Raw genomic sequence first — 22266 nt, 5'->3', positions numbered from 1 at the left:
AGACGCGCACACCGCGCGCCGATTCCTGGAGTGCCTGAATCGGGCCTGCACGCGCAAGCCCGTCAAGCCATTATCAGGGGTTTTTCCGGCTTTTTCCGCGTGCCCGCCGCCTCATACCCGCCGGCCGGACAGGGTCCGCCGCAGCCCCATGACGTAGCCGATGATCTCGGCAACGGCGTGGTAATGTTCCACCGGGATTTCCGCGTCCACCTCGACGGTCGCATACAGCGCGCGGGCCAGCGGCACGTTCTCGATGATCGGGATGTCGTGGGCTCTTGCGATCTCCCTGATCTTGAAAGCGAGGTGATCGACGCCCTTGGCGACGCAGACCGGTGCCGACATGCCGCGGTTATACTGCAGCGCCACCGAATAGTGGGTCGGGTTGGTGATGATCACGGAGGCCTTGGGGACCGCCGCCATCATGCGTTTCTTCATACGCGCGACGCGGAGCTGCTTGATGCGCCCCTTCACATGCGGATCGCCTTCGGACTGCTTGAACTCCTCCTTCATTTCCTGGCGCGACATTTTCAGCCGCTCGAACCACTGGCGGTACTGGAACAGGTAATCGCCGATCGCGACCAGGGCGAGGAACGCCACCACCGCGCCCATCAGGTGCAGCGTCAGCGACCGCGTCATGCCGAGCAGTACCGCCGGGTCGAGCCGGACGAAGGACTCCAGGCGCAGCCGCTCGGGCCACAGGATCATGATCATGACCGTGCCAAGCGCGATCAGCTTGAACAGGCCCTTGCCGAAATTGACCGCCGCCTGCTTGCCGAAGATGCGTTTGAGCCCGGACGCCGGCGAGATCTTGGACAGCTTCGGCTTCAGCGGCTCGCCGGAAAACACCAACTGATGCTGCACCATGTTGCCGGCGATCGCGGCGAGCGCCAGCAACAGCAGCGGAACGCCGATCGCGGCGATAACGGCAAATTCCAGGCTTTTCGCCAGCGCGAGCAGGCCGGGACCGTCGGTGCGGATCTCCCAGGATTTGGCGAGCAGGTTGCGCAGCGGCATCATGATGCTATCGCCGATCCAGCCCGAGAAATTCGACATCACGAGCGTGGCGCCGGCGATCACGAACCAGGTGTTGAGCTCCTGGCTCTTGACGACATCCCCACGCTCCACCGCCTCGTTGAGACGCTTTTGCGTGGGGTCTTCTGTTTTGTCGGATGTGTCGTCTTCCTCGGCCATCTCAACCCTTTAAGTGCGCACTCACCTCAGCGGCATCATCCCGTGCATGACGCCGCTGAAATTATCGAGAAAAGTCCCCATCATCGCGGCGAGCACGAGCGCGAAGATCAGAAAGCCCGCGAGAATCGACAGCGGCACGCCGACGAAATAGACCTGCATCTGCGGCATCAGCCGCGCCAGCACGCCAAGCCCGATATTGAAGACGAGGCCGAACACGAGAAACGGCGCGGAGAGCTGCAGGCCCAGCTTGAATGCGGCGGCAAAGGCGCGCGTGGCGAGCGAGGCGACGTCGCCGCTCGGCACGAGCTCCCCCGGCGCGAAGATCGAATAGCTGTCGTTGAGCGCGGCAATGACCAGATGATGGGTGTCGGTGGCAAACAACAGCGTCACCCCGAGCATGGTGAGAAAATTGCCGATTAGAAGTCCCTGCTCGCCTTGCGTCGGATCGACCGAGGAAACGAAGCCGAGCCCCATCTGCTGGGCGATCACGGAGCCCGCGACCTGCAGCGCCGCCAGCGTCACGCGCGCGGTCGCCCCCAGCACGATCCCGATCACGATCTCATGCAGCATCAGCACCAACAGCGCCGCCAGTGACTGCAGGTCGATGTGGTAGGAGTGCTGGTGCAGCGGCAGGAGAATCAAAGTCAGCAACAGCGCGATCGACAGTTTGACGCGCATCGGAATGTTGGATTCGCCGAGCGCCGGCAGCAGCATCACCATGGCGCCCACGCGGGCGAAGACCAGCATGAAGGCGGCGGCGAGCGCCGGCAGCCAGGAGATGTCGATGCGCATGGTTTACGCATTCTGCATCAGCCGCCGATGATTCGCGACGAGATCCGCATCATGTGGCTGTGCAAGTGATCGGCCATGAAGGGAAGCGCAAGCAGCAGCGTGGCGAAGATCGCCAGGATCTTCGGCACGAACACCAGCGTCTGTTCCTGGATCTGCGTGAGCGCCTGAAACAACGAGACGATCACGCCGATCACGAGTCCGACCAGCATGAGCGGCGCCGATACGATCACGATGGTCCAGATGGCGTCGCGCGCCACGTCGAGAGTTTCAGCACCGGTCATTTGCGTCCCCTCGCCAGCCCTCATTCGCACCGTCATTCCGGTTCGCCTCGAAGCGGCGAACCCGGAATCTCGAGATTCCGGGCTCGATGCTTCGCATCGCCCCGGAATGGCAGTGTTCGATCGCTCAGATCGTCATCTTCATGATGTCTTCATAGGCCTGGATGACCTTGTCGCGCACCGACACCAGGGTCGACACGGCGACGTCGGTCTCGGCGACCGCGGTGACCACGTCCATCACATTCGCCTTGCCGTTGGCCATCGCCACCGTCTGCGCGTCGGACTTGCGGCCGCTCTCCATGACGCTACCGATCGCGTCCTTGAGCACCGCGCTGAACGAAGGACCGGCGTCGGCGGACTTGCTCACCCCGCCGACGTCGAGGATGCGGGCGTTGGCGTAGGCATTTCCCTTACTGGATCCGCCGGTATCGAGGACGCGGGCTAGATTCGCATACGCATTCGCAGCAACAGTTGGTGACGCCATTGTCTCGTTCCTTCTTATTAAGCCTTCAGGATGTCGAGCGTGCGCTGGATCATCCGACGTGTGGCGGTGATGACGTTCAGGTTCGCTTCATATGACCGCTGCGCGTCGCGCAGGTCGGTCATTTCGATCAGCGGATTGACGTTGGGATACTTGACATTACCGGAGGCATCGGCCGCCGGATTACTCGGCTCATACTTGACGCGAAACGCGGACTGGTCCGGCTTGATCTGACCAAGGGCCACCACGTGGGCATCGAGCGTGCGGTCAAGCGCGGAGGAAAAGGTCGGCACCTTGCGGCGATAGGGATCGCCGCCGGCCGTGGGCGCCGTCGAATCGGCGTTGGCGATATTTTCCGAAATCACACGCATGCGCCCGGACTGGGCCCGCAGCCCCGACGTGGCAATGCCCATCGAGCGGGTGAAGTCGCTTCCGTTGTCGGCCATGATCGCCTTCCTTGTTCGCCGTTAGCTCTACCGACTAGCTCTTGCCGATCGCGATTTTCAGGAGCTGCAGGCTCTTGCTGTAGAGCTGGGTCACGGCCGCGTAGTCCATCTGATTGGAGGAGACTTTCATCATCTCCTCCTCGAGGCTCACCGAGTTGCCGGCGGGCCGCGTCTCAAAACCAGCGTTGCGGTTCTGGTCAAAGCTCGTCGTCCCGCCATCGGCGGGAGCGATATGGGTGGTGCTCGTCAGCGTCAGCGGAAGCTGGCCCATCGAGCCTACGGTCGAGCCGGCCTCGTCGAATTTGGGTTCGATCAGGTCACGCGGCTTGAAGGCCGGCGTATCGGAATTGGCGACGTTTTCCGAAAGGATCCGCTGCCGCTCCTGATGCCACTGCATCTTGGTGCGCAGCACCAACAGGGTCGGAAGATCACTGATGGACATCGTGCCGCTCCGCTTCGCCTGCGGGGTCGTCCAGCAGGTGGGAAGAATTTGCCGCGCGCATGGTTAACGGCTGGTTAAAATGCGCGGGCCACCTGGGCAGAAAGTTCCCAGTCCGGGTCTTGCGGCCGACGAATTCGGGTGCATTTTGCCCCGCTGTGCTGCATTAAGCGCACCAGCACGCTTCAATCCGCATCCCAAGAAGTCGTTTGGTCCGACCGATTCATGGGATATTAAGGCTTTTGGGGCGGCAGCTTTTGCCGTAAGGGATTAACGGGTTCGATCTCAGGCGTCGTTCGCCGCTTTGACTGCGTTGCGTACGAAGAGCTTGATGAAAGCGCGATCTGCCGGGGACTGAGTAATGCAGGCACTCACCTTTTTCTTCGCATTCGTGGCGGTTCTGGTCCTGATCGGTCTTGCCGCCTGGCTGGTGCGTCGATTCGCCAGCAATCGTCTGGGTGCCAATCCGAATCGCGGCCGCATGCCGCGGCTGGCCGTGATCGACGCCGCCGCCGTGGATGGGCGCCGGCGTCTGGTGCTGGTCCGGCGCGACAATATCGAGCATCTCCTGATGATCGGCGGCCCGAGCGATATCGTCGTGGAATCCAACATCGTGCGCGCAAGCCCGGCGCGTGATCAGTTGCCGCAGCGGCCGGGCATGATCGCTCCCGAACCGCCGCGAATCGCGCCGCTGCCGGATGCCGCCTGGAATGAAGGCGAGCCCGCGCGCGCGGAAGGCTTTGAGCCTGCGGAGCCGCAGATGCCGGAACCGCCGCGCCCGGTGCGCCCCTCCTTCGCCGAGGAACTGCGCCGTCCCGCGCCGGTGGCGCCCGAGCGCCGCCCCGAGCCGCTGACCGGCTTCGCCCCCGAGCCTCTGGGCGGACGGGCCGAGGTGCGGCCGGAGCTGAGGCCTGAGTCGCGCGCCGAACCGAGGGCTGAGCCGCGAGCTGAGCCGGTGATCCCGCGCATGCCCTCGCGCAGCGAACCATTGATACCGCGCCCGGCCCGCCAGGCCGAACCGCCGAAAATGCCGCCTGTTCGCGCGCCCGAGCGCGCCGCGGCCCCGCCACCACCTCCGCCGCCGGCCCCACCGCCCCCGCAGAATGCCGACCAGAACCTCGCCGAAATGGCACAGCGCCTGGAGGCGGCCCTGCGTCGGCCTGCGAGCAGCGCACCTGGCGCCGACACCGCGCCTCCCGTGGCGCCCGAGCCCGCGCCGCGCGGTGCGCCGCGCAACGGCGAGCCACCGGCCCCGCCGTCGCCTGCCCCCTCGCCCAAGACCAGTTTTGAGAACCTCGAAGACGAGATGGCATCATTGCTGGGCCGTCCGAAGTCGTCTTCGTGAGGTTCCCAAGCTTCCCGCGTAGAGTTTTATTCCTTACTGTCCTGATCGCCGCCGGTTCGCTGGCCACGGCTGCGTTTGCCCAGGACGTCAGCATCAATCTTGGCCCGGGCAATGGCGGCGTCACCGAGCGCGCCATCCAGTTGATCGCGCTGTTGACGGTGCTCTCGATCGCGCCGTCGATCCTGATCATGATGACGTCGTTCACCCGCATCGTGGTGGTGCTGTCACTGCTGCGTACCGCGATGGGGACGGCAACCGCGCCACCAAACTCCGTCATCATTGCGCTGGCGATGTTTCTCACCGCCTTCGTGATGGGACCGGTGCTGCAAAAATCCTACGACGACGGCATCCGCCCCCTGGTCGCCAACGAGATCACCGTGGAAGAGGCGTTGCAGCGCGCCTCGGTGCCGCTGCGCGCCTTCATGCAGAAGAACGTGCGCGAAAAGGATCTACGCCTGTTCATGGATCTCTCCGGCGAGCCGGCGCCGCCAACGCCCGAAGAGATGTCGCTGCGCATCCTGGTGCCGGCCTTCATGATCTCCGAGCTGAAACGCGCCTTCGAGATCGGCTTCCTGCTGTTCCTGCCCTTCCTGATCATCGACCTCGTCGTGGCGTCGGTGCTGATGTCGATGGGCATGATGATGCTCCCGCCGGCGGTGGTGTCGCTCCCCTTCAAGCTGATCTTCTTCGTGCTGGTCGACGGCTGGTCGCTCGTTGCGGGAAGCCTGGTGCAGAGTTACGGGGGCGGGTGAGCGCTCTCTCCTCGTCATTGCGAGGAGCGCAAGCGACGACTCGCTGCGCGAGCTCTGGCGAGGCGTGAAGTCCCGCCGAAGCGCCTTTGCGCGTAGCGGAAGCAATCCAGACTGCATCCGCGGAGAAATTCTGGATTGCTTCGCTTCGCTCGCAATGACGGCGAGGCCGCAAAGCACGACCCTACTCTTTAAAATCATACTGCTTGCTCAAGTGGTCCCCGATCTGCACCAGCATCGCCACGCATTCGGGATAGCCTGGTTTTGCCGCGGTGGCCTCATCGGCTGAGGCACGAAACTCCCAGGTATCATCGCTCCTGATAACGGTGATCGTCATCCCATCGGGGCAATCGGCATGAACCTTCAATTCCGCCCTGGCCATGGCGATAAGTTCGGCCTCGGTCTTGGCTGGCTTGCTCATAATAGTGGCTTCCGGCATGGTCGGAACTCAACTTGCCGCCTTCATGCGCAGCTGTCGAGAGGATGCGGCCTATTTTGACGCGTCCGCCCGCTTCACGCCCACGATCTGCGGCAACGAGCCGGTCGGCGCGGGATCGGCTTTCTGGCTTTGCGGCGTCCAGGCGGTGGCGTCGGGGAAGCGATTCTTCATTTCGCGCAGGAAGCCGTCGAGCGTGTCGACGCTCGCCGCCATCTTGGCGATCTCGGTGAATTCGCCGCTGTTGGAGGCGGCCGGCTTGCTGGCGATGTCGAAGGCGACCTTGTCCGCTTCGCCGCTCATCAGCGGCGCGTATTTCTCGCGAAAGCGAGCCAGGCCGATCGCATCCTCGGCCAGCGCATAGCCGACCACGGCGCGGATGACGTCCGCCTTCTCCGCCGGGTTCAGCGGTTTGAAGTCGCGCCAGCGGTCGCCGTAATAGAGCTCGATCTGCTCGGAGGCCTCGCGCCAGCGCCGTGCGGCCCAATAGATGTCGGAGCGCAGGCGGATCGCTTCGCGACCGCCGATATTGGAGATGATGTCGAGCGCGAGGTCGTGGCGACCGATGTCGCTCTGCGCCCGCGCCTCCAGGAGCAGCCGCTGGGCGCGCAGCTCGCCATTGAGATCGGCGATACGGGTCGCGTTGAGCGCGGTGAGCGCCCTGTCCGGCTTGCGGTTGGTGAGATAGACCATGGCGAGCTTTGCCGCGACCTGCGCGCGCGCCGCGCCTTCAAGGCGCTTGTCGATCTGGTATTGCAGGAGTTCCGCGGCCTGATCCAGAAGATCGACCGCGACCAGCCGGTCGGAGAGCCGGCGGATCATTTCGTCACCGCGGCGGCCGATCGGCGTCAACTCGCGAAACTCGTAGAACAGGCTGAGCGCGTCGATCGGGGGCATCTCGTCCCCCTTGGCAGTGAGGAAGATGTCCGAGAACAGCGCCTGCGCCCCATCCTGCGCCTGGCGTGACGCCTCCGAGTTCGGGTCGAGCCTGGTCGCCATGCGCGCCGCGCCAAGCGAGTCGCTGTAGCGCGCCGCATCGCTATAGAGTTTCGCGAGCTTCGCCAGCGTTTGCACCTCGATGGAGTCGCCGCGCCAGGTCACCGAAAGCGTTTCCAACTGCTTGAGGACATCGGCTTGGTTGATCTCGTCGCGCTTCTGCAACAGCGCAACCTGCCGCAGCATCGCTTCGGCTGCCGCGGCGCGGTCGGATGAGGCGATCGCAAAACCGTAATCGTCGAGCGCATCCCTCTCCTGCCCGAGCGCTTCCGCAAGCCGCCCATACAGCACCATGACCATCGGCTTGATCTCGAGCGGCACGCCGACGACCTCGAGCTCGGCCCGGCGTCTTGCGGCGCCGGCAAAGTCGCGCACTTCCAGGCAAGCGCGCATCGCATCCATGGTGACGAGGCGTTGCAGCTCGACCGGCAGCGAAGCGATCGCGAATTCGACGTTCTTCAATTTCTCGCGCGCATCGGCCCATTTGCCCTGCTTGGCGTAGGCGAGGCCCCTCCAGAGTTGCGAGTCGTAATTGTTGCCGACAGATGGATTGGCGAGATCCTTCAGCGCCGTGTTCGGCCGGTTGATCAGGATGGAAGCGATCGCATGCACCATCCGCGCCACGGACTCGTCCATCCTCGGCGTGGGATCGGCGAGCGCGAAGGCGGCCTCGCCGGCGGCCTCCGCATAGAGGCCGCGCGCCATGTAAAAGCGCGCAAGATCGAGCCTCGCCTGCGCGCGCTGTTCCGGCTCTGCGGTGCCCGCTGCCGCAATCAGCGCATCCTGACGCGGCAGGAAATCTCCGTCCTGGTTCTTGTGCCATTCACTGATATCGAAGATCGGCCGCACTGCGGTCGCCGCGCGCTCGGCCGACACGTCAACCGAGGAGATGGTGAGCCCGCCGGGCTTGCCGACGATAACCTTGTCCGGCGCAACCTCGACGACGACGCTGTCCGAGTTCGGACGCACGACGACGCCCTGCGCGGTATCGAGCAGCGTCAGGTCGACAAAGTCCTGACGTTTGATCAGCCCGCGGGTCGGCGCGAGCCCGGTCACCACGAGGAGCGTGTCGCCCGCGTCGGGATCGGTGATCCGGTGCATTTCGCCGGGATCGGCGAAAGGCACGGCGATATTGGCGTGCGCGGGATCGGTGATGTTGCGCATCACCATCAGCGGCTGCGGCGGCGCCAGCACCTTGTCGGCAAAGGTGAGCGTCCATTTGCTGCCGCTGGCGAAATCATCGGTGCTCAGCGTATGCATCTGCGGACGGTTGAGGCGGATGCGGATCGCCTGCCCCTTGTCCAGCGCCATGCGGCTGACGTCGCCGACAATGGCCCCGCCCTTCGTGCGGATCGGCTCGATGTCGATCGGTTGCCTGGAGTCGAACACCAGCCAGACCGTATCGCCGCGTCGGAAGGACGCGGCCGGGGTCGCCTTGGCGAAGCTGAAGGTCAGGCGTAGCCCGTCGCTGTCACGAATCGCATCCAGCTTGGCGGGAACCGCATTCTCTGGGGATGGCGCTGCGGGCGCGGCTTTCGGCGCGACGTCAGCGACTGTAGGGTTGATGATCGCCGCCGGCGGGCTCGGAGCGTTTGCCGTCTCGGTCATGTTCCTGGCAGCCGCCGCGGGCTCGACCGGTTTCTCGGCCGCGATCGCCGCAGCCGGCGCTGCCTCCGATTTGCTCGCGGGCGTGGCCTGTGGCTTCGCGACCGGTTCGCTCTTGCCCTCGATCCTAGGCAGCGCGCCGGCTTGGTCGCTCTTTGGCTCTGGCTTGATCTCTGCCCTGATGTCCGATTTGGGAGCGACGGCCTCGCCTTTCGTCTCCGCACTTGCCGGTGCGGCGACAGGCCCGGCCTTTGCCGGCGCAGCTTCGCCGGCCTGCGGCTTTGGCGCCGTCTCCGCGGCAGCCGGCGTCGCCGGCTGGCTTGCGGCCGGGACCTGCCAATCCGGCGGCGTGCGCAGGCCTGTGACCGACAGTTGCGCCTTCGGCTTATCCGCCTGCTGGAAGGCGACGTCGAGGTTGTAGTTCTTGTCCTCGCGGAAAGAGTGGACGTCGACATCGCCGATCAGTGCGATCTCGATCTGGGTTGAATCACCCTCGGTGCGCTGCGTGATGGAGGCGATGTTCGGCGGCGCGGCCAGCTTGGCATCGGCGAGATCGAAACTGAGCACGGATGAGAACGAGAGCGTCAGTTTCTGGTCGTTCAGCACCGACGAAGCGCCGACCCCCTCCGGCATCTCGAAGACGAAACGGACGAAGGTCGGCTGCACCAGGGCGCGGACGCGGATCGGTGGACGCTTCTTGGTTTCAGCCGCGGTACGCTGCATGCGGAGCGCCCGTTCGGCGACGCGCGCGCGCTCGGCAAGCTCTTTCACCACCTCGAGCGGAAGGCTCGGCGGCGGACCGTTCCAACCGTCGGGCAGGAAATCGACGAACACCCGCTCGCCGGCCGTCATGGTGTTGAGCGTAACCTTGCGGGACAGCGACAAGCGTATCGCGGTGCCGTCAGGATCGCGCCGTGCCATCGAAACATAGTCGGGTACTGCTTCCGCGATCTTCTCAACGGGGATGTCGACCGGGCGCTCGAATCTGATGACGACGATGTTGCCGGCGGTCGTCACCTCGGTGCCGACATCCTCGGCGAATTTGAATACCAGGCGCGCATAGCCGTCCGCAGCGGCGAACGTCGCCTCGCCCCTTATCGGATCGGATTGCGCGGCGGCGGGGTACGTCAGACCAAGCAGGAGCATGCCGGCGCAGAGGACGGCAACACCGCCAACATCAATGCCAAGCCAGCGCAACGCGCTCCGCGCGCCGGCGCGGGTGAGCGACCAGAATCCAGCGACAGCCGTTCGCGCCATTCCCACTCGTCTCTCAGTTCAAGGGATCCGCTTTGGAGGAAGCAGATCCGCCCTCGCCGCTCGGCTTGTTGAGCCTAGAGCCTCGCAACTAAGGACTTGTTAAACATGTCAGGAAAACACGCGAACATATCGCGAGACCTATCCTGGCTCAGTTGGCCTGTTGCGGCAGCACCTTGCCTTCGATCTTGGGAAGATCGGCCGCGGCGGCTGCCTTGGTGCCGCTGGCGCGACGCGCCAATTCCACCGTCAGCCGCTCGGCCGCCTCGGGCTGCATCAGCCCCATGATGTCCGACATCTTGCGCGGCGCAATTTGTGAGGCGATTTCGATCAGCACGGGCATTTCCAGCCGGTCGAACACCTTGGCGGCATCCTTCGGCTTCATGCTCTCATACATGGTGACGATGCCCTTGAAGCGCGCATTGTCGGCTTCGGTCTTCTGCTCGTTCGCCGCGGTAATTCGCGATTCGACCGCCTTCATCTCCTCCACCTTGGATTCGATGCGCTTCTCCGCAGCCTTGAGCAGGTTCTCGCGAATCTCGAGCTCGCGGGCGCGCGTGTCGAGCTCCTGGCGGCGCGCCTGCAGGCGCTCGAGGATGGCGCGCTCCGAAGGCGATACGGCCTGCTGGTTCTCCTCGGGATGATAGACGACGCCGTCTGGCTTCGCCGTATCAGGCGCCGCGGGCTTCGGCTCCTCCGGCTTCTTCTCCGGCTCTTTCGGCTTCTCCACCGAACCGGTGATGTCGGCGTCCTGCTTGGGACCACCGGGGAAATTCAGATTATCCTGCGCCCAGGACGTCCTCTTCGGCTGCGGTTGGTAGTCGAACACATAGCCGCCGTCGAGCAACAGGCCCGCGATCTTGAGCACCGCAAGGCAGGCTACCGCGACGACAACGACCGGAATGACGCGAATGTTACGGTACGATTTCATGCCGCAAGGCCACCGGCCCTCCTGCGTTCAGTAAAGGCTTGCGCCGCGGCGGCCACCGCCTTGGCATTCGACATCCGCGCGGGCGCCACCGGGGCGACGGGAGCTACGGGCACCGCACTCACCGGCGCCGGAGCCGGCGCGGCCGCGGCAGGGGCGAGATCCACGGTGTCGCTTGGTGCTGTCGAGGGCCGCGCCGCAAGCGCGATCTTGGATAGCCGGCGCACCACATGATCGGCTTCCGCGAGCTGCTTCTTCAGATAATCCGACATCTCATTGGCCGCGCTGAGCTGCACGCCGAGATTTTCGTTGACGTCGCGCACGGTGTGCTTGAGGCCGCCGATCGCGCGCTCGGCGATTTCGGTTGCGGTGACGAGCTCGGCGATGACGGCCTTGAGTGAATGCTCGTCGGCCTTCAGCCGCTGCAGACGTTTGTTCAGCAGCATGCAGTAGGCGATCGTGATCACCAGCAGCACCGCCACCAGAGTTTCAATCGTCAAACCCAAAACAGGACTCATTATTGGGCCTCCATCATCTTATTCTGCTCGTCGGCCCTCTCGAACATGGCGAGAGTGGTAGAGGGTTTACGCAACGGCCGGGTGACGCGGATGGCGACGCGGTCGCCGACCCGCCCCATCCGCCCCTCGGTCAAGGTGACGCTGCCGCAGCGCACGGCCACGGTGGCGTCGGCACGCATGTCGAGCGGCAGCGTGTCGCCCACTTTCAGCGCCATCAACTGCTTGAGCGGAATGTCGGCCTCATACAGCACGGCGTCGACCGCGATCTCGGCCTGCCCGATCTCGGTGGCGAAATGCCCTTCCCAGATCGGATCGCGGCCGAATTTTTCGCCCATGAACATCTGCAACAGCACGTTGCGGATGGGCTCGATGGTCGCGTAAGGCAACAGCAGCTCGACATTGCCGCCGCGGTCTTCCATGTCGATGCGCAGCCGAACCAGGATCGCCGCGTTGGCCGGGCGGCTGATCGCGGCAAAGCGCGGATTGGTCTCGAGGCGATCGATCGAGAAGGTGACCGGCGAGAGCGGCCGGAACGCCTGCTCGGCATCGGCCAGCACCACCTCGATCAGGCGCTTGACCAGGTTGGTCTCGATCGTGGTGTAGGGCCGGCCCTCGATGCGCAGCAGCGAATTGCCGCGCCGGCCGCCGAGCAGCACGTCGATCATGGAATAGATCAGGCTGGAGTCGACGGTGGCGAGCCCGAAATTCTCCCACTCCTCCGCCTTGAACACGCAGAGCACGGCGGGCAGCGGGATCGAATTCATATAGTCGCCGAAGCGCACCGAGGTGATACGGTCGAGCGAGACTTCGACGTTGTCGGAGGTGAAATTGCGCAAGCTTGTCGTCATCAGCCGCACCAGGCGGTCGAAGACGATTTCGAGCATCGGCAGACGCTCGTAGGAGACCATCGCCGAATCGATGATGGCGCGGATGCCGGAATGGTCGTCGAGATTGACCTCGCCGGCGGTGAAGCCGAGGAGATTGTCGATCTCCTCCTGGGACAGCACGCGCTCGCCGCCGTTCTTGCCGCCGCCGAAGTCGCGGCTGCCGTCCTCGACCATGGCGGCCCATTGTAGCGCCATCGACTCCGTGAGCTCGTTGGCGCTCGCGGCTTCAGCGGCGGCAACGGGATCCTCGGCTCCTAGCGAGGCTTCCCATTCCGCCGCAATTGCATCCTGATCGACCGGATCGTTGCCCGCCATGATCGTCTGATCCGAACTTCTCTATTGAACCACGATTTCCTTGAACAGCACCGCGCTGACCTGGGTCGGCGCGACCGCGAGATTGACCCGCCTGGTCAGCTCTTCCTTCAGCCGGAACAGGCCCGCCGAGCCGGTGAGGTCGCTGGCGCGCAGCTCGCGCATATAGGTCTGGAAGATGTCGGTGACGCGCGGCATCGACGGCTTGATCGCCTCGGCCTGCTTGTCCTCCTTCACCTCGAGCACGACTTTCACGCGCAGATATTGAACGCGTTCGCCCGGCGCGGCCGAGAGGTTGACCAGCATGTCCGGCACCTCGATGAAGACGGGCGGCTTCGGCGGCGGCGCTTCCGCGTGCTCCTCCTTCTCGCTGTGATGGCTGAAGAAGAAGTAGCCCGCAGCGCCAATGCCGATGACGGCGAGCACGCCGACCACCAGGATGATCAGCTTGAGCTTGTTGCCCTTGGTCGATGCGACCGCGCCTTCGCCCGCGCCTTCCGCCTGTTCGTTCTCTGCCATGACCCCGCCCAAAGCCCATAGTCTCGATGACGAGCGGAATTGCAGCCAGCAGGCTTGAATGACGCGGAACGAAAAGGCCCCCAGCGCGAACACGCGCTCTCAACGAAATTGACGCTAGGTAAGAATGGTTAATGGTTCCTTTCTTTTGGATTGCGACTAGGAAAAACTTGCCGGGCAAATATGGTCAACAAGACCTTTCTGCCGCGTCGGCGACACCCCTGCCAAACGCCTAAGCCCTTCAAATTCTGCGATTTTCCGAATTGGCACGGCATTCGCTCTAGGGATCGGCGAACCCTCCCGGTTTGGGAGAGCCGGACGGGTTCAGCACGGTCCGAAAGAGCGGCTTGGGAGAGCCGGTTTTAAGGATTGCTTTACGGAAGGGGAGAACCACCGATGGAGAACGCGCTTCTCGTCGGACTTTCGCGGCAGACGACGCTCGAGCGCCAGCTCGCGGTGATCGCCAACAACATCGCGAACGTCAACACGTCAGGCTTCAAGGCCGACCAGCCGCTGTTCGAGGAATTTCTCACCTCGGGCGCGCATGAGGACAATTTCGTCGGGAGAGACCGCCGGGTCTCCTATGTGCAGGATCGCGGCACCTACCGCGACATGAGCCAGGGCTCGCTGCAGGAGACGGGCAATCCGCTCGACCTTGCCGTCGACGGCAACGGCTTCTTCGTGGTGCAAACCGCGGCCGGCGAGCGCTACACCCGCGACGGCAATTTCCAGATCAACACCCAGGGCCAGTTGGTGACAGCCTCGGGCGACCTCGTGCTCGGCAACAGCGGTCCGGTCGTGTTCCAGCAGACCGAGCACGACATCAACATTTCCCCCGACGGCACCGTCACGGTGGTCGACGCCAACTCGCCGGCCGATTCGATCCGCTCCAAGCTGCGCATCGTCAATTTCGCCGATCAGCAGCAGAGCCTGACCAAGGATGGCGGCAATCTCTACAGCGCGGCCAACCCGGCCGATGCCCAGCCCGACCTGACCTCGACGATCCGCCAGGGCTATCTCGAAAAATCCAACGTCAACTCGGTCGCCGAGATGACGCGGATGGTCGAGGTGTCCCGCACCTACGCCCAGATCGCCAATCTGCTGCAGCAGCAAAGCGATCTGCACAAGAATGCCATCAACCAGCTCGCCGAAATCCCGAACTGACGCGCGCCAGAGTGAAGGAGAACTAGCATGCAGGCTCTTCATACCGCAGCGACCGGGATGGCAGCTCAGGAGCTGAACGTCCAGGTCATTTCCAACAACATCGCCAACCTGCGCACCACCGGCTTCAAAAAGCAGACGGCGGCGTTCCAGGACCTGATCTATCAGCACATCCGCCGCGTCGGCGCGCAGGCGTCGGACCAGAACACCATCCTGCCCATCGGCATCGACATCGGCGGTGGCGTCAAGACCGTCGGCACGCCGCGCTCGATGACGCAAGGCACGCTGTCGCAGACCGGCAACGACCTCGATCTCGCGATCACGGGCGAAGGCTTCTTCAAGATCCTGATGCCCGACGGCACCTATCAATACACCCGCGACGGCACCTTCCAGATGGACAACCAGGGCCGCATCGTCACCGCCCAGGGCAACCCGGTGCAGCCGACCATCACCATCCCGAACAATGCGAGCGGCATTACCATCAACCAGCAGGGCCAGGTCTCTGTGACGCTGCCGGGCTCGACCACCTCGCAGATCATCGGCCAGATCGGCCTGACACGCTTCATCAACAAGGCCGGCCTGCAGCCGGTCGGCAATAACCAGTTCATCGAGACGCCCTCCTCCGGCCCGCCGCAGGACGGCCTCGCCGACGCGCAGGGCTACGGCACCATGACGCAAGGAAGCCTCGAGCAGGCCAATGTCGATGTCGTTTCCGAGATGAGCGACCTGATCGCCGCCCAGCGCGCCTACGAGATGAATGCCAAGGTCGTCACCGCCGCCGACCAGATGATGCAATCCACCTCGGCGCTGTTCAGGTAAGGGAGGGCTGAGCCATGAAACTTCGCAGCGTCCTCTTCGCAACCGCCCTGTTCGCGGCCACGACGCCCGCGCTTGCGCAAACCATCGACGACACCATCAAGCCGCCGGTGCTGCGCGCCAATGTCAGCGTCGCCGGCGACGTGGTTCGGATCGGCGACCTCGTCGAGAACGCCGGCGTGGCCGCGCAGATCGCGGTCTACCGCGCGCCCGATCTCGGCACCACGGGCACGCTTCCCGTCGTGCAGGTTCTCAATGTGCTGCGCCAGCACCAGGTGATCGGCGTCACGACCAGGGACATCAAGGACGTCACGGTGACGCGGCTCGCCCGCAACATCGCGGCCAAGGACATCCAGCTCGCGGTGGCGCAGGCGCTCGCGCATCGCGGCGGGCTGGGCGAGGCCGAGAACATCTCGCTCACCTTCGATCGCGACCTGCAGGATCTGCATCTTGAGGCCTCCAACAGCGGCACGCTCGAGCCGACGGCGGCGCGCGTCGACCCGCGCAGCGGCCGCTTCGACGTCACCTTCGAGATCGCCAACGATGCTTCGCAGGTCGCCACGCAGCTCCGCTACACCGGGGTTGCGATCGAGACGGTCGAAGCCGCCGTGCTCGCCCGCAATGTCGAGCGCACGGAGGTGCTCAAGGCATCCGACGTGATCGTTCAGCGGCGACCGAAGGCCGAGGTCGGCACCGACCCTGCCGTGCGCGATCAGGTGCTCGGCATGCAGATGCGCCGCGCGATGCGCGCCGGGCAACCCTTGCGCGTCGCCGATCTCGCCAAGCCTGACCTCGTGCAGCGCGACCAGGCGGTGACGGTGATCTACCAGACCGCGGGGATCTACCTGACGACGCGCGGCAAGGCGCTGGACTCCGGCACCCAGGGCGACGTGGTCAACGTGCTCAACCCGCAATCCAAGCGCACGGTGACCGGCGTCGTCACTGGCAGAGGCCAGGTGACCCTCCAGGTCGCGACCCCTGCGCCGGTCTACGTCTCCGACACGTCGGCGATTTCCTCCAACGATACGCCGGCCGCCGCGCCTGTTTCCGTCGCCGACGGCAGCTCCAACCCGCAAGCCCCCGTCAAGCCAGAGTAAAGTTCATGTCGAAGTCCAGTCCCTTGCCGCCTTTGGCAGCCGCCGGCCGTTCCCGTCTGCTTCGTACCGTGGCGTTGCTCTCCGTCTTGTCGGCCGTGACAGGGTGTTCGGCAGTCGACCGCCTGTCGCAGATCGGCGAGACGCCGAAGCTCAACGCGATCGAGAACCCGACGGCGCAGCCGGGCTACAAGCCGGTGTCGATGCCGATGCCCAAGCCCGAGACGGTGTCGTACAATCCGAACTCGCTGTGGCGCAACGGCTCGCGCTCCTTCTTCAAGGACCAGCGCGCGCACCAGATCGGCGACCTCTTGACGGTGACCGTCAACATCACCGACCAGGCGAACTTCGCCAACGAGACCGTGCGCGACCGCACCAGCAAGGAAGACTCAGGCATCACCGATTTCATCGGCTCCAAGACCCTCGGCGGCACGGCGCAGAAGGTGCTGCCCGGCCGCATCCTGACCACGGACTCGACCTCGCAATATGACGGCAAGGGCACGATCCAGCGCCAGGAAACCTTGCAGACCAACGTCGCCGCCGTGGTCACCCAGGTGCTGCCGAACGGCAACCTCGTGGTCGAAGGCAAGCAGGAGATCCGCGTCAACTACGAAATCCGCGAGCTGATCGTCGCCGGCATCGTGCGCCCCGAGGACATCCAGAGCGACAACACGATCGACTCGAGCAAGATCGCCCAAGCCCGCATCGCCTACGGCGGAAGAGGCCAGATCTCCGACTTCCAGCAACCGCGCTACGGCCAGCAGGTCATGGACGTGCTGCTGCCGTTCTAAGTCCAGATTTTCCCTCCCCCTCCTGTCCGCCGAAGCTTTAGCGAAGGCGGATGCGGGGGAGGGTTAGGGAGGGGGTAGCCCGGAAAAAACCTCTCTTTTCGAAGAACGAGGAAACGACACCCCCATCCTACACCGAGCTCCCACATCGCTAGTCGCGAACCTAGGCGCGAAAAGCGGTGTTCTACGCGGCCCTCGCTAGCTCCCCTGGCGAGGGCCGTTGTGGTTTTTTGGTCCCCGGGATTAGGGCTGCCATGCTTCGACCGCAACGGCTTACGCGCCACTTACGGTTGCAAGAATCAACGATCTTCGGCAGCATTAGAAGCTGCTCACCTGCGCCGCTAAGCGTTTGTGTCCTAGAAGGCAATTGCTTGATCTTCAACTTTCCTACAGAAGAGTTGCGAGCAATCTGTGCGGAGCGAGGCGTAGCGACGGCGAAGCTTGGAGCGGCTGCAGCGCTCGAACTTGCGCAGATACTTGCGGACATCGAGGCCTGCGACACCGCAGCCGAATTTTGCGAATTGTATCCAAGCAAGGTCTTGGATATCAGTAACACTGAAAAATGCGTACAATTGTCCACAGGACATCGGCTCAATTTTAGATCGGGTCATCCGAATTACCCCAATCCTCCAGCCGAGGTGACGGACTGGAACAACACTACAAGGCTAAGAATTGTGTCGATCGAGGCAAGTGATGGTTGAGACATTCTTCCAACCAGATTGGTTTTCAAAGCCGGGCGACACGCTCCTGACAATGATGGAGCACCGGGAGCTAAGCTGCGCCGATCTTGCCGAAAAAATTGGACGAAGTGCGGCTACCATCAGAGGATTGATCTCGGGCGCGGTTGAGATAGACGATGGGCTTGCAGATTTGCTCGCCAAACACGTTGGAGGCACGCCAACGTTTTGGCAAAAGCGCCAGGCGATCTACGCCAACTCTCTATCGCGCGCAGCTGGCGCGATTCCGAGGCAAAAGGGCGACGAGTGGCTCAAGCAGTTTCCTCATGCTGACATAGTTAACTATGGCTGGCTTAGGAAGCCTAGCCGTCGAGACGATCTACTCAAGGCCTATCTTGCATATTTTGGCGTAACCGACCCTAATGAATGGGCGGAACGGTATGAGAAGCCATTTGGTGTTGCCTTCCGCAGTTCCCCAACCTTCAAATCGAAAGCAGGCGCACTCTCGGCGTGGCTACGACGTGGCGAATTGGAAGCATCAAGCGTGTCGACCGCGAAATGGAATCCGCAGCAGCTTCGGATCCGCCTGCCTGAGCTAAGGGTGCTCACAAAGGCGAAAGCTCCAGCGTATTTCCTACCGCGAATGCGAAAGATTTGTGCGGAGGTTGGGATAGCACTCGTATTCGTCCGTGCGCCCTCAGGCTGTCGAGCAAGCGGCGCTACACGCTTTCTGTCGCCAGACAAAGCCATGATCATTCTGAGCTTTAGACATCTCTCCGATGATCATTTTTGGTTTACGTTCTTTCATGAACTTGCGCACGTCCTGCTTCACGGGAATTCTAGCACCTTCATTGATGGTGAAGTTGGTACGATCACTGAACAGGAGCGTGAGGCAAATTGTTTTTCGGCCTCTGTTCTCGTTCCCCCAAATCGGCGAGACGAATTACTGGACCTAAAGCCCCGAAAGGAAAGTGTCATACGCTTTGCTTTTTCGATCGGCGTCTCGCCGGGAATCATCGTCGGTCAGCTTCAACACAACGAAATCATCAAGCCCAGCCAACTAAACTTCCTGAAGCGACGTTTCAATTGGGAGCAAATATCCGGTGCACTATGTTAGCCCTTGAAATGCTTGAAGTGCGTCGGGCTTTTTTGCCAGTTGCAGATCGAATCTTCCATTACCTGCATCCCGACATTTAGTGTTTGATCAAGAAGTCCGAGGATTTCTTCTAGCTTCTCTGCGCTAGTCCTTGATTTAGGATCTCCATCGACCAGTAGCCGAGCCCCTCTTAGCGGTCCAGTGGCCTCACGCAAATAAGGGGAGCCCGGCCATATGGGCGCCAAATCGAGCCGACCGAGGAGCGCAAGAAAATCGAACTTGGCTAATCTTCCAAATCTTGCGATCTGGAAATGCCGATATGCTGCATCGAATATCTTGTGGGGATCGTTGCCGACTTGCCTTGTCAATTCGGCAAACCACTTTGAGGGCGCCCCTTTGACGCACTCAACAAAGCTTCTCACAACTGCGACGGTTCCATTCTTCGAATTTGGATTTAACGTTTCATATTTTCGATGATTGCCAAACGCGCCCCCAATTTTATCATAGTTGAGGTGCATCCACTCCTCAAACTCGTCTACATTGCTAGCGACCTTTGCCCAAGTCCATCTATCTTGGCCAAGTGCCGAATACACGTCACGCATTCGGGTCCAGCCAAACCTTCCGTGTTTGCCGAAGTGCGTAGCCAGGAAGATAAGCCAAATCGCTTCGTCGAGCTGCCCTTTCTTGGCATGTAGAACAGCAGCGCGCTCGGGATCAAACATGGAGCTGCAAGGATCTGCGCGTTCCTGATGGATTGTTCTGCCTTTTAGGATTCGCGTGTAGTCCAGCCGACGCAAACTGGCCACCATCTGCATCGCAAGCGCCTCACGCGCAGCTAGCTGCTGAATTCCCAACAACTGATGCTGCCCCTGAGAAAAACTGTGGAGTCCCGCGCTCAGTCGAAGGAAGACTTTTTGACGCGACGGCCAGATCAGTGACATTAACGCGACACCCCATTTGGGCCCGACCTACCTTTCTTCCTCGATCTATACGCGCGATTATTGATATAGTCCTTGTAACAGGCTGAGGACATTTCCTGCTGGAGCGTTCTGATCGTCCTCTCGTCTTTAGCCACAAAGATTTGCAACATCCGAATAAGATCTCCCCAATAGGGATCGAGGCCAAGATCGGTAGCTCTTATCAACTCCTGTGCGCGAATTTTCTCGAGCGCAGCCAGTACCTGTTCAATTGAGGACCAAGGATCACCTCTCGGCATCGCGGGCATTTCAACTTGGGATTGATAGCCCTCCTCAACAAATCGCATCGCAGCAGTGCGATCATTCCTATCGCCATCTGCATCTTCATACAGGTGCATGCTTCCAACAAAGTGCCTGTATGACGCCATCTCGCATCCCAAAGTTCGGGCCAGGATCTCTTGCAGCATGGTGAAGCAGAATACGTCGTGTGGAAGTCCTTTGTAGGCGTCATTCGATCGCATCGTGACAATCATCTCGAGTTTGCTTTTGCGCAAAAGAAATTGAAGTGTCGTGGTACATGGAATTTCGTCGTGTGGTTCGCTGAGATCTTCGGCGTTAAACAATTGGACAACTGCTTTACGCGTTGCTGGCCTTTCCCGCAGTTTCGCCAACACATTTGCGATTTGATCGTGGCCGCGCTGCTTAAACAGACGCGGCCCATATCCGCCGTATACAGTTACACCGTCCTCACTCTCTTTTCGGTAGGCCGGAATGAATGGTTCAATAAAGGCCAATTGATTGTCTTTAGAGAGATACCAGAGCAGTTCACCTAGCGCACTAAATGGCCTTCCTCGGGTCTCGGTTCGGCTGAGCCGTGCGCGCGGTTTTGTGATTTGAATTGAGGTCCCGAGGATTTCTCTGTTCGCTCCTCTCGTTGCGCCCGAAGCTAGGGGGGCAGCAAGTAGCTGAGGATATAATTTGAGCAAAACATCATCGAGCGTTTCAGCAGCTAAATGCATTTTACCGCTCGAACTAATTTGACTGGCACCACCTTCTCGTCATGGGCCAATTCGGCGCGCTGGAATGCGCAAGCAGCGCGCGCCAGCCAAAGCGCCGCGATTTCCACAACTCGCATCTTGGATTCACCCCCGAGTGCGAACATCCAATCGCAACTACCGAGCGAGATCAATAGCCAAGCAATTCAATAAAGATATATCTTTAGGATAACTCCCGACGCCCGGTTGTTAGCCCCACGTCACCTTTCGTCACCGCACGGATCTCAACATGCAAGCCCGTCTGGTCCTGCAGCGCGCGAATGACGCCGAGTAAGTTCTCGGCGGTCGGATTGCCCTCCGGCCCAAACATGCGCATCAAGCTCTTTTGCGGACGGCCGGTCACCTCGCTTAAGCGCTCAAAACCGATCGTCGCATTGATATAGGTCCGCAATCCCGCGCGGCCGTCGTCGGTCTCGCCTTTCAGCAAGGCCTCTACCGCCTCTTGAAACAGCGCCTTTCGAAAAGCGGGATCGCGTTCTGCCCGCGCGCGCACCGTGTCGCGAAAATTTCGGGTCAATGGCATGGCATCATGTCTCATCGCGTTTGCGTTTCTTGTAGTCTCGCCAGCGGCGGAGCGCGGCGTCGATATCGTCCTGCTGTCGTCGCTTGGTGCCACCACCGAGCAGAATGACCAGCACCTTGCCATCCCAACCGAAACAGATCCGATAGCCCGGACCGCGGTTGATCCTGAGTTCGGCAGCCCCCTCGCGATCGGCTTGACGTTCGAGGTGTTGCCCTCGGTAAGACGCTCGATGGCAATGGTCACGACTGCGGCCGCCTGCGCATCAAGACTGTCGAACCATCGCCGGAAAAGGGCTTTGACCGTCGGAGACGTATTCCTCAATCCGGATCATATGGTACCATATACGTTACCATTACAGCAGCTTGACTCGCAAACATCTGTCCCTTATGTTCTTGTTCTGTTCCAACCCCCCATAAGGGGCGTATCGCGATCGTCACGAGACGTGGGTTGGAATGCGGTGGACGCGACGGTGCCGGCAGACGAGCGGCATTCGGCGCGGACGGCGAAGTCGTGTGGTCCTGGCGCCCCGTGGCTGGCGCTAAGTTGGCGACGATGCATTCGCATCGCGCCGGCGACGGTGGCAATAAAGTCTGGTTCACCGGGGAGCAACTGTGTTGAAGTAGACCAGTGATCGGCCGGGCTCAAGGCTGGCGCTGGCGCGCCCCCGCCTTCGGCGGCTGACGGCCTTGACCCCGTCCGCTCACCGGTCTGTCGGCTTGGCATGCGCTCGGTCGCAGACCGAGCGCGATCAGATGCGCTCCCTCAGCTGAGCGCGTAGCGGCTGGGGTCCCATGTCTCGCCGCGGCTGATCATGATGTTGAGGATGACGATCAGCTTGCGCATGCAGGCGACGATAGCAACCTTCTCCAGCTTCCCCTTGGCGATCAGGCGATCATAGAAGGCCTTGAGCACCGGGTTGTGCCGGGTCGCAGCTCCCATGCAGGCCATATAGAACAGGTTGCGGAC

General features: G+C 62.1%; 23 protein-coding genes and 1 pseudogene. 8 read left to right on the top strand and 16 right to left on the bottom strand.

Annotated features, from left to right (window positions below):
- Positions 1-111 precede the first annotated feature (111 nt).
- The 6 genes from flhB to flgB form a co-directional block, all read right to left on the bottom strand.
- On the bottom strand, positions 112-1191 hold the full coding sequence (gene flhB, locus F758_RS0138035; RefSeq protein WP_024512744.1) for a flagellar biosynthesis protein FlhB: 1080 nt from the start codon (positions 1189-1191) through the stop codon (positions 112-114).
- A gap of 21 nt (positions 1192-1212) precedes the next feature.
- A complete protein-coding gene (fliR, locus tag F758_RS0138030; RefSeq protein WP_024512743.1) occupies positions 1213-1983 on the bottom strand; it encodes a flagellar biosynthetic protein FliR in 771 nt (256 codons plus the stop codon).
- A gap of 17 nt (positions 1984-2000) precedes the next feature.
- On the bottom strand, positions 2001-2264 hold the full coding sequence (gene fliQ / locus F758_RS0138025) for a flagellar biosynthesis protein FliQ (protein ID WP_024512742.1): 264 nt from the start codon (positions 2262-2264) through the stop codon (positions 2001-2003).
- Between the two features lie 124 nt (positions 2265-2388).
- A complete protein-coding gene (gene fliE / locus F758_RS0138020) occupies positions 2389-2745 on the bottom strand; it encodes a flagellar hook-basal body complex protein FliE (protein ID WP_024512741.1) in 357 nt (118 codons plus the stop codon).
- A 17-nt stretch (positions 2746-2762) separates the two neighbouring features.
- On the bottom strand, positions 2763-3188 hold the full coding sequence (gene flgC, locus F758_RS0138015) for a flagellar basal body rod protein FlgC (RefSeq protein ID WP_024512740.1): 426 nt from the start codon (positions 3186-3188) through the stop codon (positions 2763-2765).
- 34 nt (positions 3189-3222) lie between these two features.
- Complete coding sequence (flgB, locus tag F758_RS0138010; protein ID WP_024512739.1) at positions 3223-3630, bottom strand: flagellar basal body rod protein FlgB; 408 nt, start codon at positions 3628-3630, stop codon at positions 3223-3225.
- Positions 3631-3988: 358 nt separating this feature from the next.
- On the opposite strand from flgB, the gene F758_RS0138005 reads away from it, so the two are divergent.
- Both F758_RS0138005 and fliP read left to right on the top strand, forming a co-directional pair.
- The gene (locus F758_RS0138005) at positions 3989-4972 is read left to right on the top strand and encodes a flagellar biosynthetic protein FliO (RefSeq protein WP_024512738.1); all 984 of its coding nucleotides are present in this window, start codon (positions 3989-3991) and stop codon (positions 4970-4972) included.
- Entirely contained in the window at positions 4969-5724 is a 756-nt protein-coding gene (gene fliP, locus F758_RS0138000) for a flagellar type III secretion system pore protein FliP (RefSeq protein ID WP_024512737.1), read from the top strand. The genes F758_RS0138005 and fliP overlap by 4 nt, the downstream gene beginning before the upstream one ends.
- A gap of 181 nt (positions 5725-5905) precedes the next feature.
- Here fliP and F758_RS0137995 read toward each other — a convergent pair whose 3' ends face one another.
- The 6 genes from F758_RS0137995 to fliL form a co-directional block, all read right to left on the bottom strand.
- Complete coding sequence (locus F758_RS0137995) at positions 5906-6142, bottom strand: hypothetical protein (RefSeq protein WP_024512736.1); 237 nt, start codon at positions 6140-6142, stop codon at positions 5906-5908.
- A 69-nt stretch (positions 6143-6211) separates the two neighbouring features.
- Entirely contained in the window at positions 6212-10015 is a 3804-nt protein-coding gene (locus F758_RS0137990; RefSeq protein WP_024512735.1) for a hypothetical protein, read from the bottom strand.
- Positions 10016-10163: 148 nt separating this feature from the next.
- Positions 10164-10943, bottom strand: a complete 780-nt coding sequence (locus F758_RS0137985) for a MotE family protein (protein WP_024512734.1) — start codon at positions 10941-10943, stop codon at positions 10164-10166.
- Positions 10940-11458, bottom strand: a complete 519-nt coding sequence (locus F758_RS0137980) for a DUF6468 domain-containing protein (protein WP_024512733.1) — start codon at positions 11456-11458, stop codon at positions 10940-10942. Before F758_RS0137980 ends, F758_RS0137985 begins: the two co-directional genes overlap by 4 nt.
- Complete coding sequence (gene fliM / locus F758_RS0137975; RefSeq protein WP_024512732.1) at positions 11458-12660, bottom strand: flagellar motor switch protein FliM; 1203 nt, start codon at positions 12658-12660, stop codon at positions 11458-11460. Before fliM ends, F758_RS0137980 begins: the two co-directional genes overlap by 1 nt.
- A 21-nt stretch (positions 12661-12681) precedes the next feature.
- Positions 12682-13176, bottom strand: a complete 495-nt coding sequence (fliL, locus tag F758_RS0137970) for a flagellar basal body-associated protein FliL (RefSeq protein ID WP_024512731.1) — start codon at positions 13174-13176, stop codon at positions 12682-12684.
- A gap of 393 nt (positions 13177-13569) precedes the next feature.
- On the opposite strand from fliL, the gene flgF reads away from it, so the two are divergent.
- The 6 genes from flgF to F758_RS0137940 all read left to right on the top strand — a co-directional run bounded on the left by flgF (position 13570) and on the right by F758_RS0137940 (position 18826).
- Positions 13570-14337, top strand: coding sequence for a flagellar basal-body rod protein FlgF (gene flgF / locus F758_RS0137965; RefSeq protein WP_024512730.1), 768 nt, complete (start codon positions 13570-13572; stop codon positions 14335-14337).
- Between the two features lie 27 nt (positions 14338-14364).
- Positions 14365-15153: a flagellar basal-body rod protein FlgG gene (flgG, locus tag F758_RS0137960; RefSeq protein ID WP_024512729.1), complete on the top strand. Its 789-nt coding sequence runs from the start codon at positions 14365-14367 to the stop codon at positions 15151-15153.
- Positions 15154-15167: 14 nt separating this feature from the next.
- Positions 15168-16247, top strand: coding sequence for a flagellar basal body P-ring formation chaperone FlgA (flgA, locus tag F758_RS0137955; protein ID WP_024512728.1), 1080 nt, complete (start codon positions 15168-15170; stop codon positions 16245-16247).
- A gap of 5 nt (positions 16248-16252) precedes the next feature.
- A complete protein-coding gene (flgH, locus tag F758_RS0137950; RefSeq protein WP_051387167.1) occupies positions 16253-17035 on the top strand; it encodes a flagellar basal body L-ring protein FlgH in 783 nt (260 codons plus the stop codon).
- A 368-nt stretch (positions 17036-17403) separates the two neighbouring features.
- Positions 17404-17733 (top strand): hypothetical protein, encoded by a 330-nt coding sequence (locus tag F758_RS50325; protein ID WP_157450360.1) that lies wholly within the window; start codon positions 17404-17406, stop codon positions 17731-17733.
- On the top strand, positions 17726-18826 hold the full coding sequence (locus F758_RS0137940) for an ImmA/IrrE family metallo-endopeptidase (protein WP_024512725.1): 1101 nt from the start codon (positions 17726-17728) through the stop codon (positions 18824-18826). The genes F758_RS50325 and F758_RS0137940 overlap by 8 nt, the downstream gene beginning before the upstream one ends.
- Here the strand turns inward: F758_RS0137940 and F758_RS0137935 are convergent.
- The 4 genes and pseudogenes from F758_RS0137935 to F758_RS51235 form a co-directional block, all read right to left on the bottom strand.
- Positions 18823-19746, bottom strand: a complete 924-nt coding sequence (locus F758_RS0137935; protein ID WP_051387166.1) for an alpha-glutamyl/putrescinyl thymine pyrophosphorylase clade 3 protein — start codon at positions 19744-19746, stop codon at positions 18823-18825. The two genes, F758_RS0137940 and F758_RS0137935, sit on opposite strands and share 4 nt — an antisense overlap.
- Entirely contained in the window at positions 19746-20741 is a 996-nt protein-coding gene (locus F758_RS47200; protein WP_024512723.1) for a thymidylate synthase, read from the bottom strand. Before F758_RS47200 ends, F758_RS0137935 begins: the two co-directional genes overlap by 1 nt.
- 199 nt (positions 20742-20940) lie before the next feature.
- The gene (locus tag F758_RS0137920) at positions 20941-21300 is read right to left on the bottom strand and encodes a helix-turn-helix domain-containing transcriptional regulator (RefSeq protein WP_024512722.1); all 360 of its coding nucleotides are present in this window, start codon (positions 21298-21300) and stop codon (positions 20941-20943) included.
- Between the two features lie 762 nt (positions 21301-22062).
- Positions 22063-22266 (bottom strand): annotated as a pseudogene (locus F758_RS51235) (IS110 family transposase); the annotation flags it as partial.

The sequence above is a fragment of the Bradyrhizobium sp. ARR65 genome (assembly GCF_000472385.1).
Classification (GTDB): Bacteria; Pseudomonadota; Alphaproteobacteria; order Rhizobiales; family Xanthobacteraceae; genus Bradyrhizobium.
Note: the sequence above shows the minus strand (reverse complement) of the source record. Positions and strands in the feature narration are given on the sequence as shown.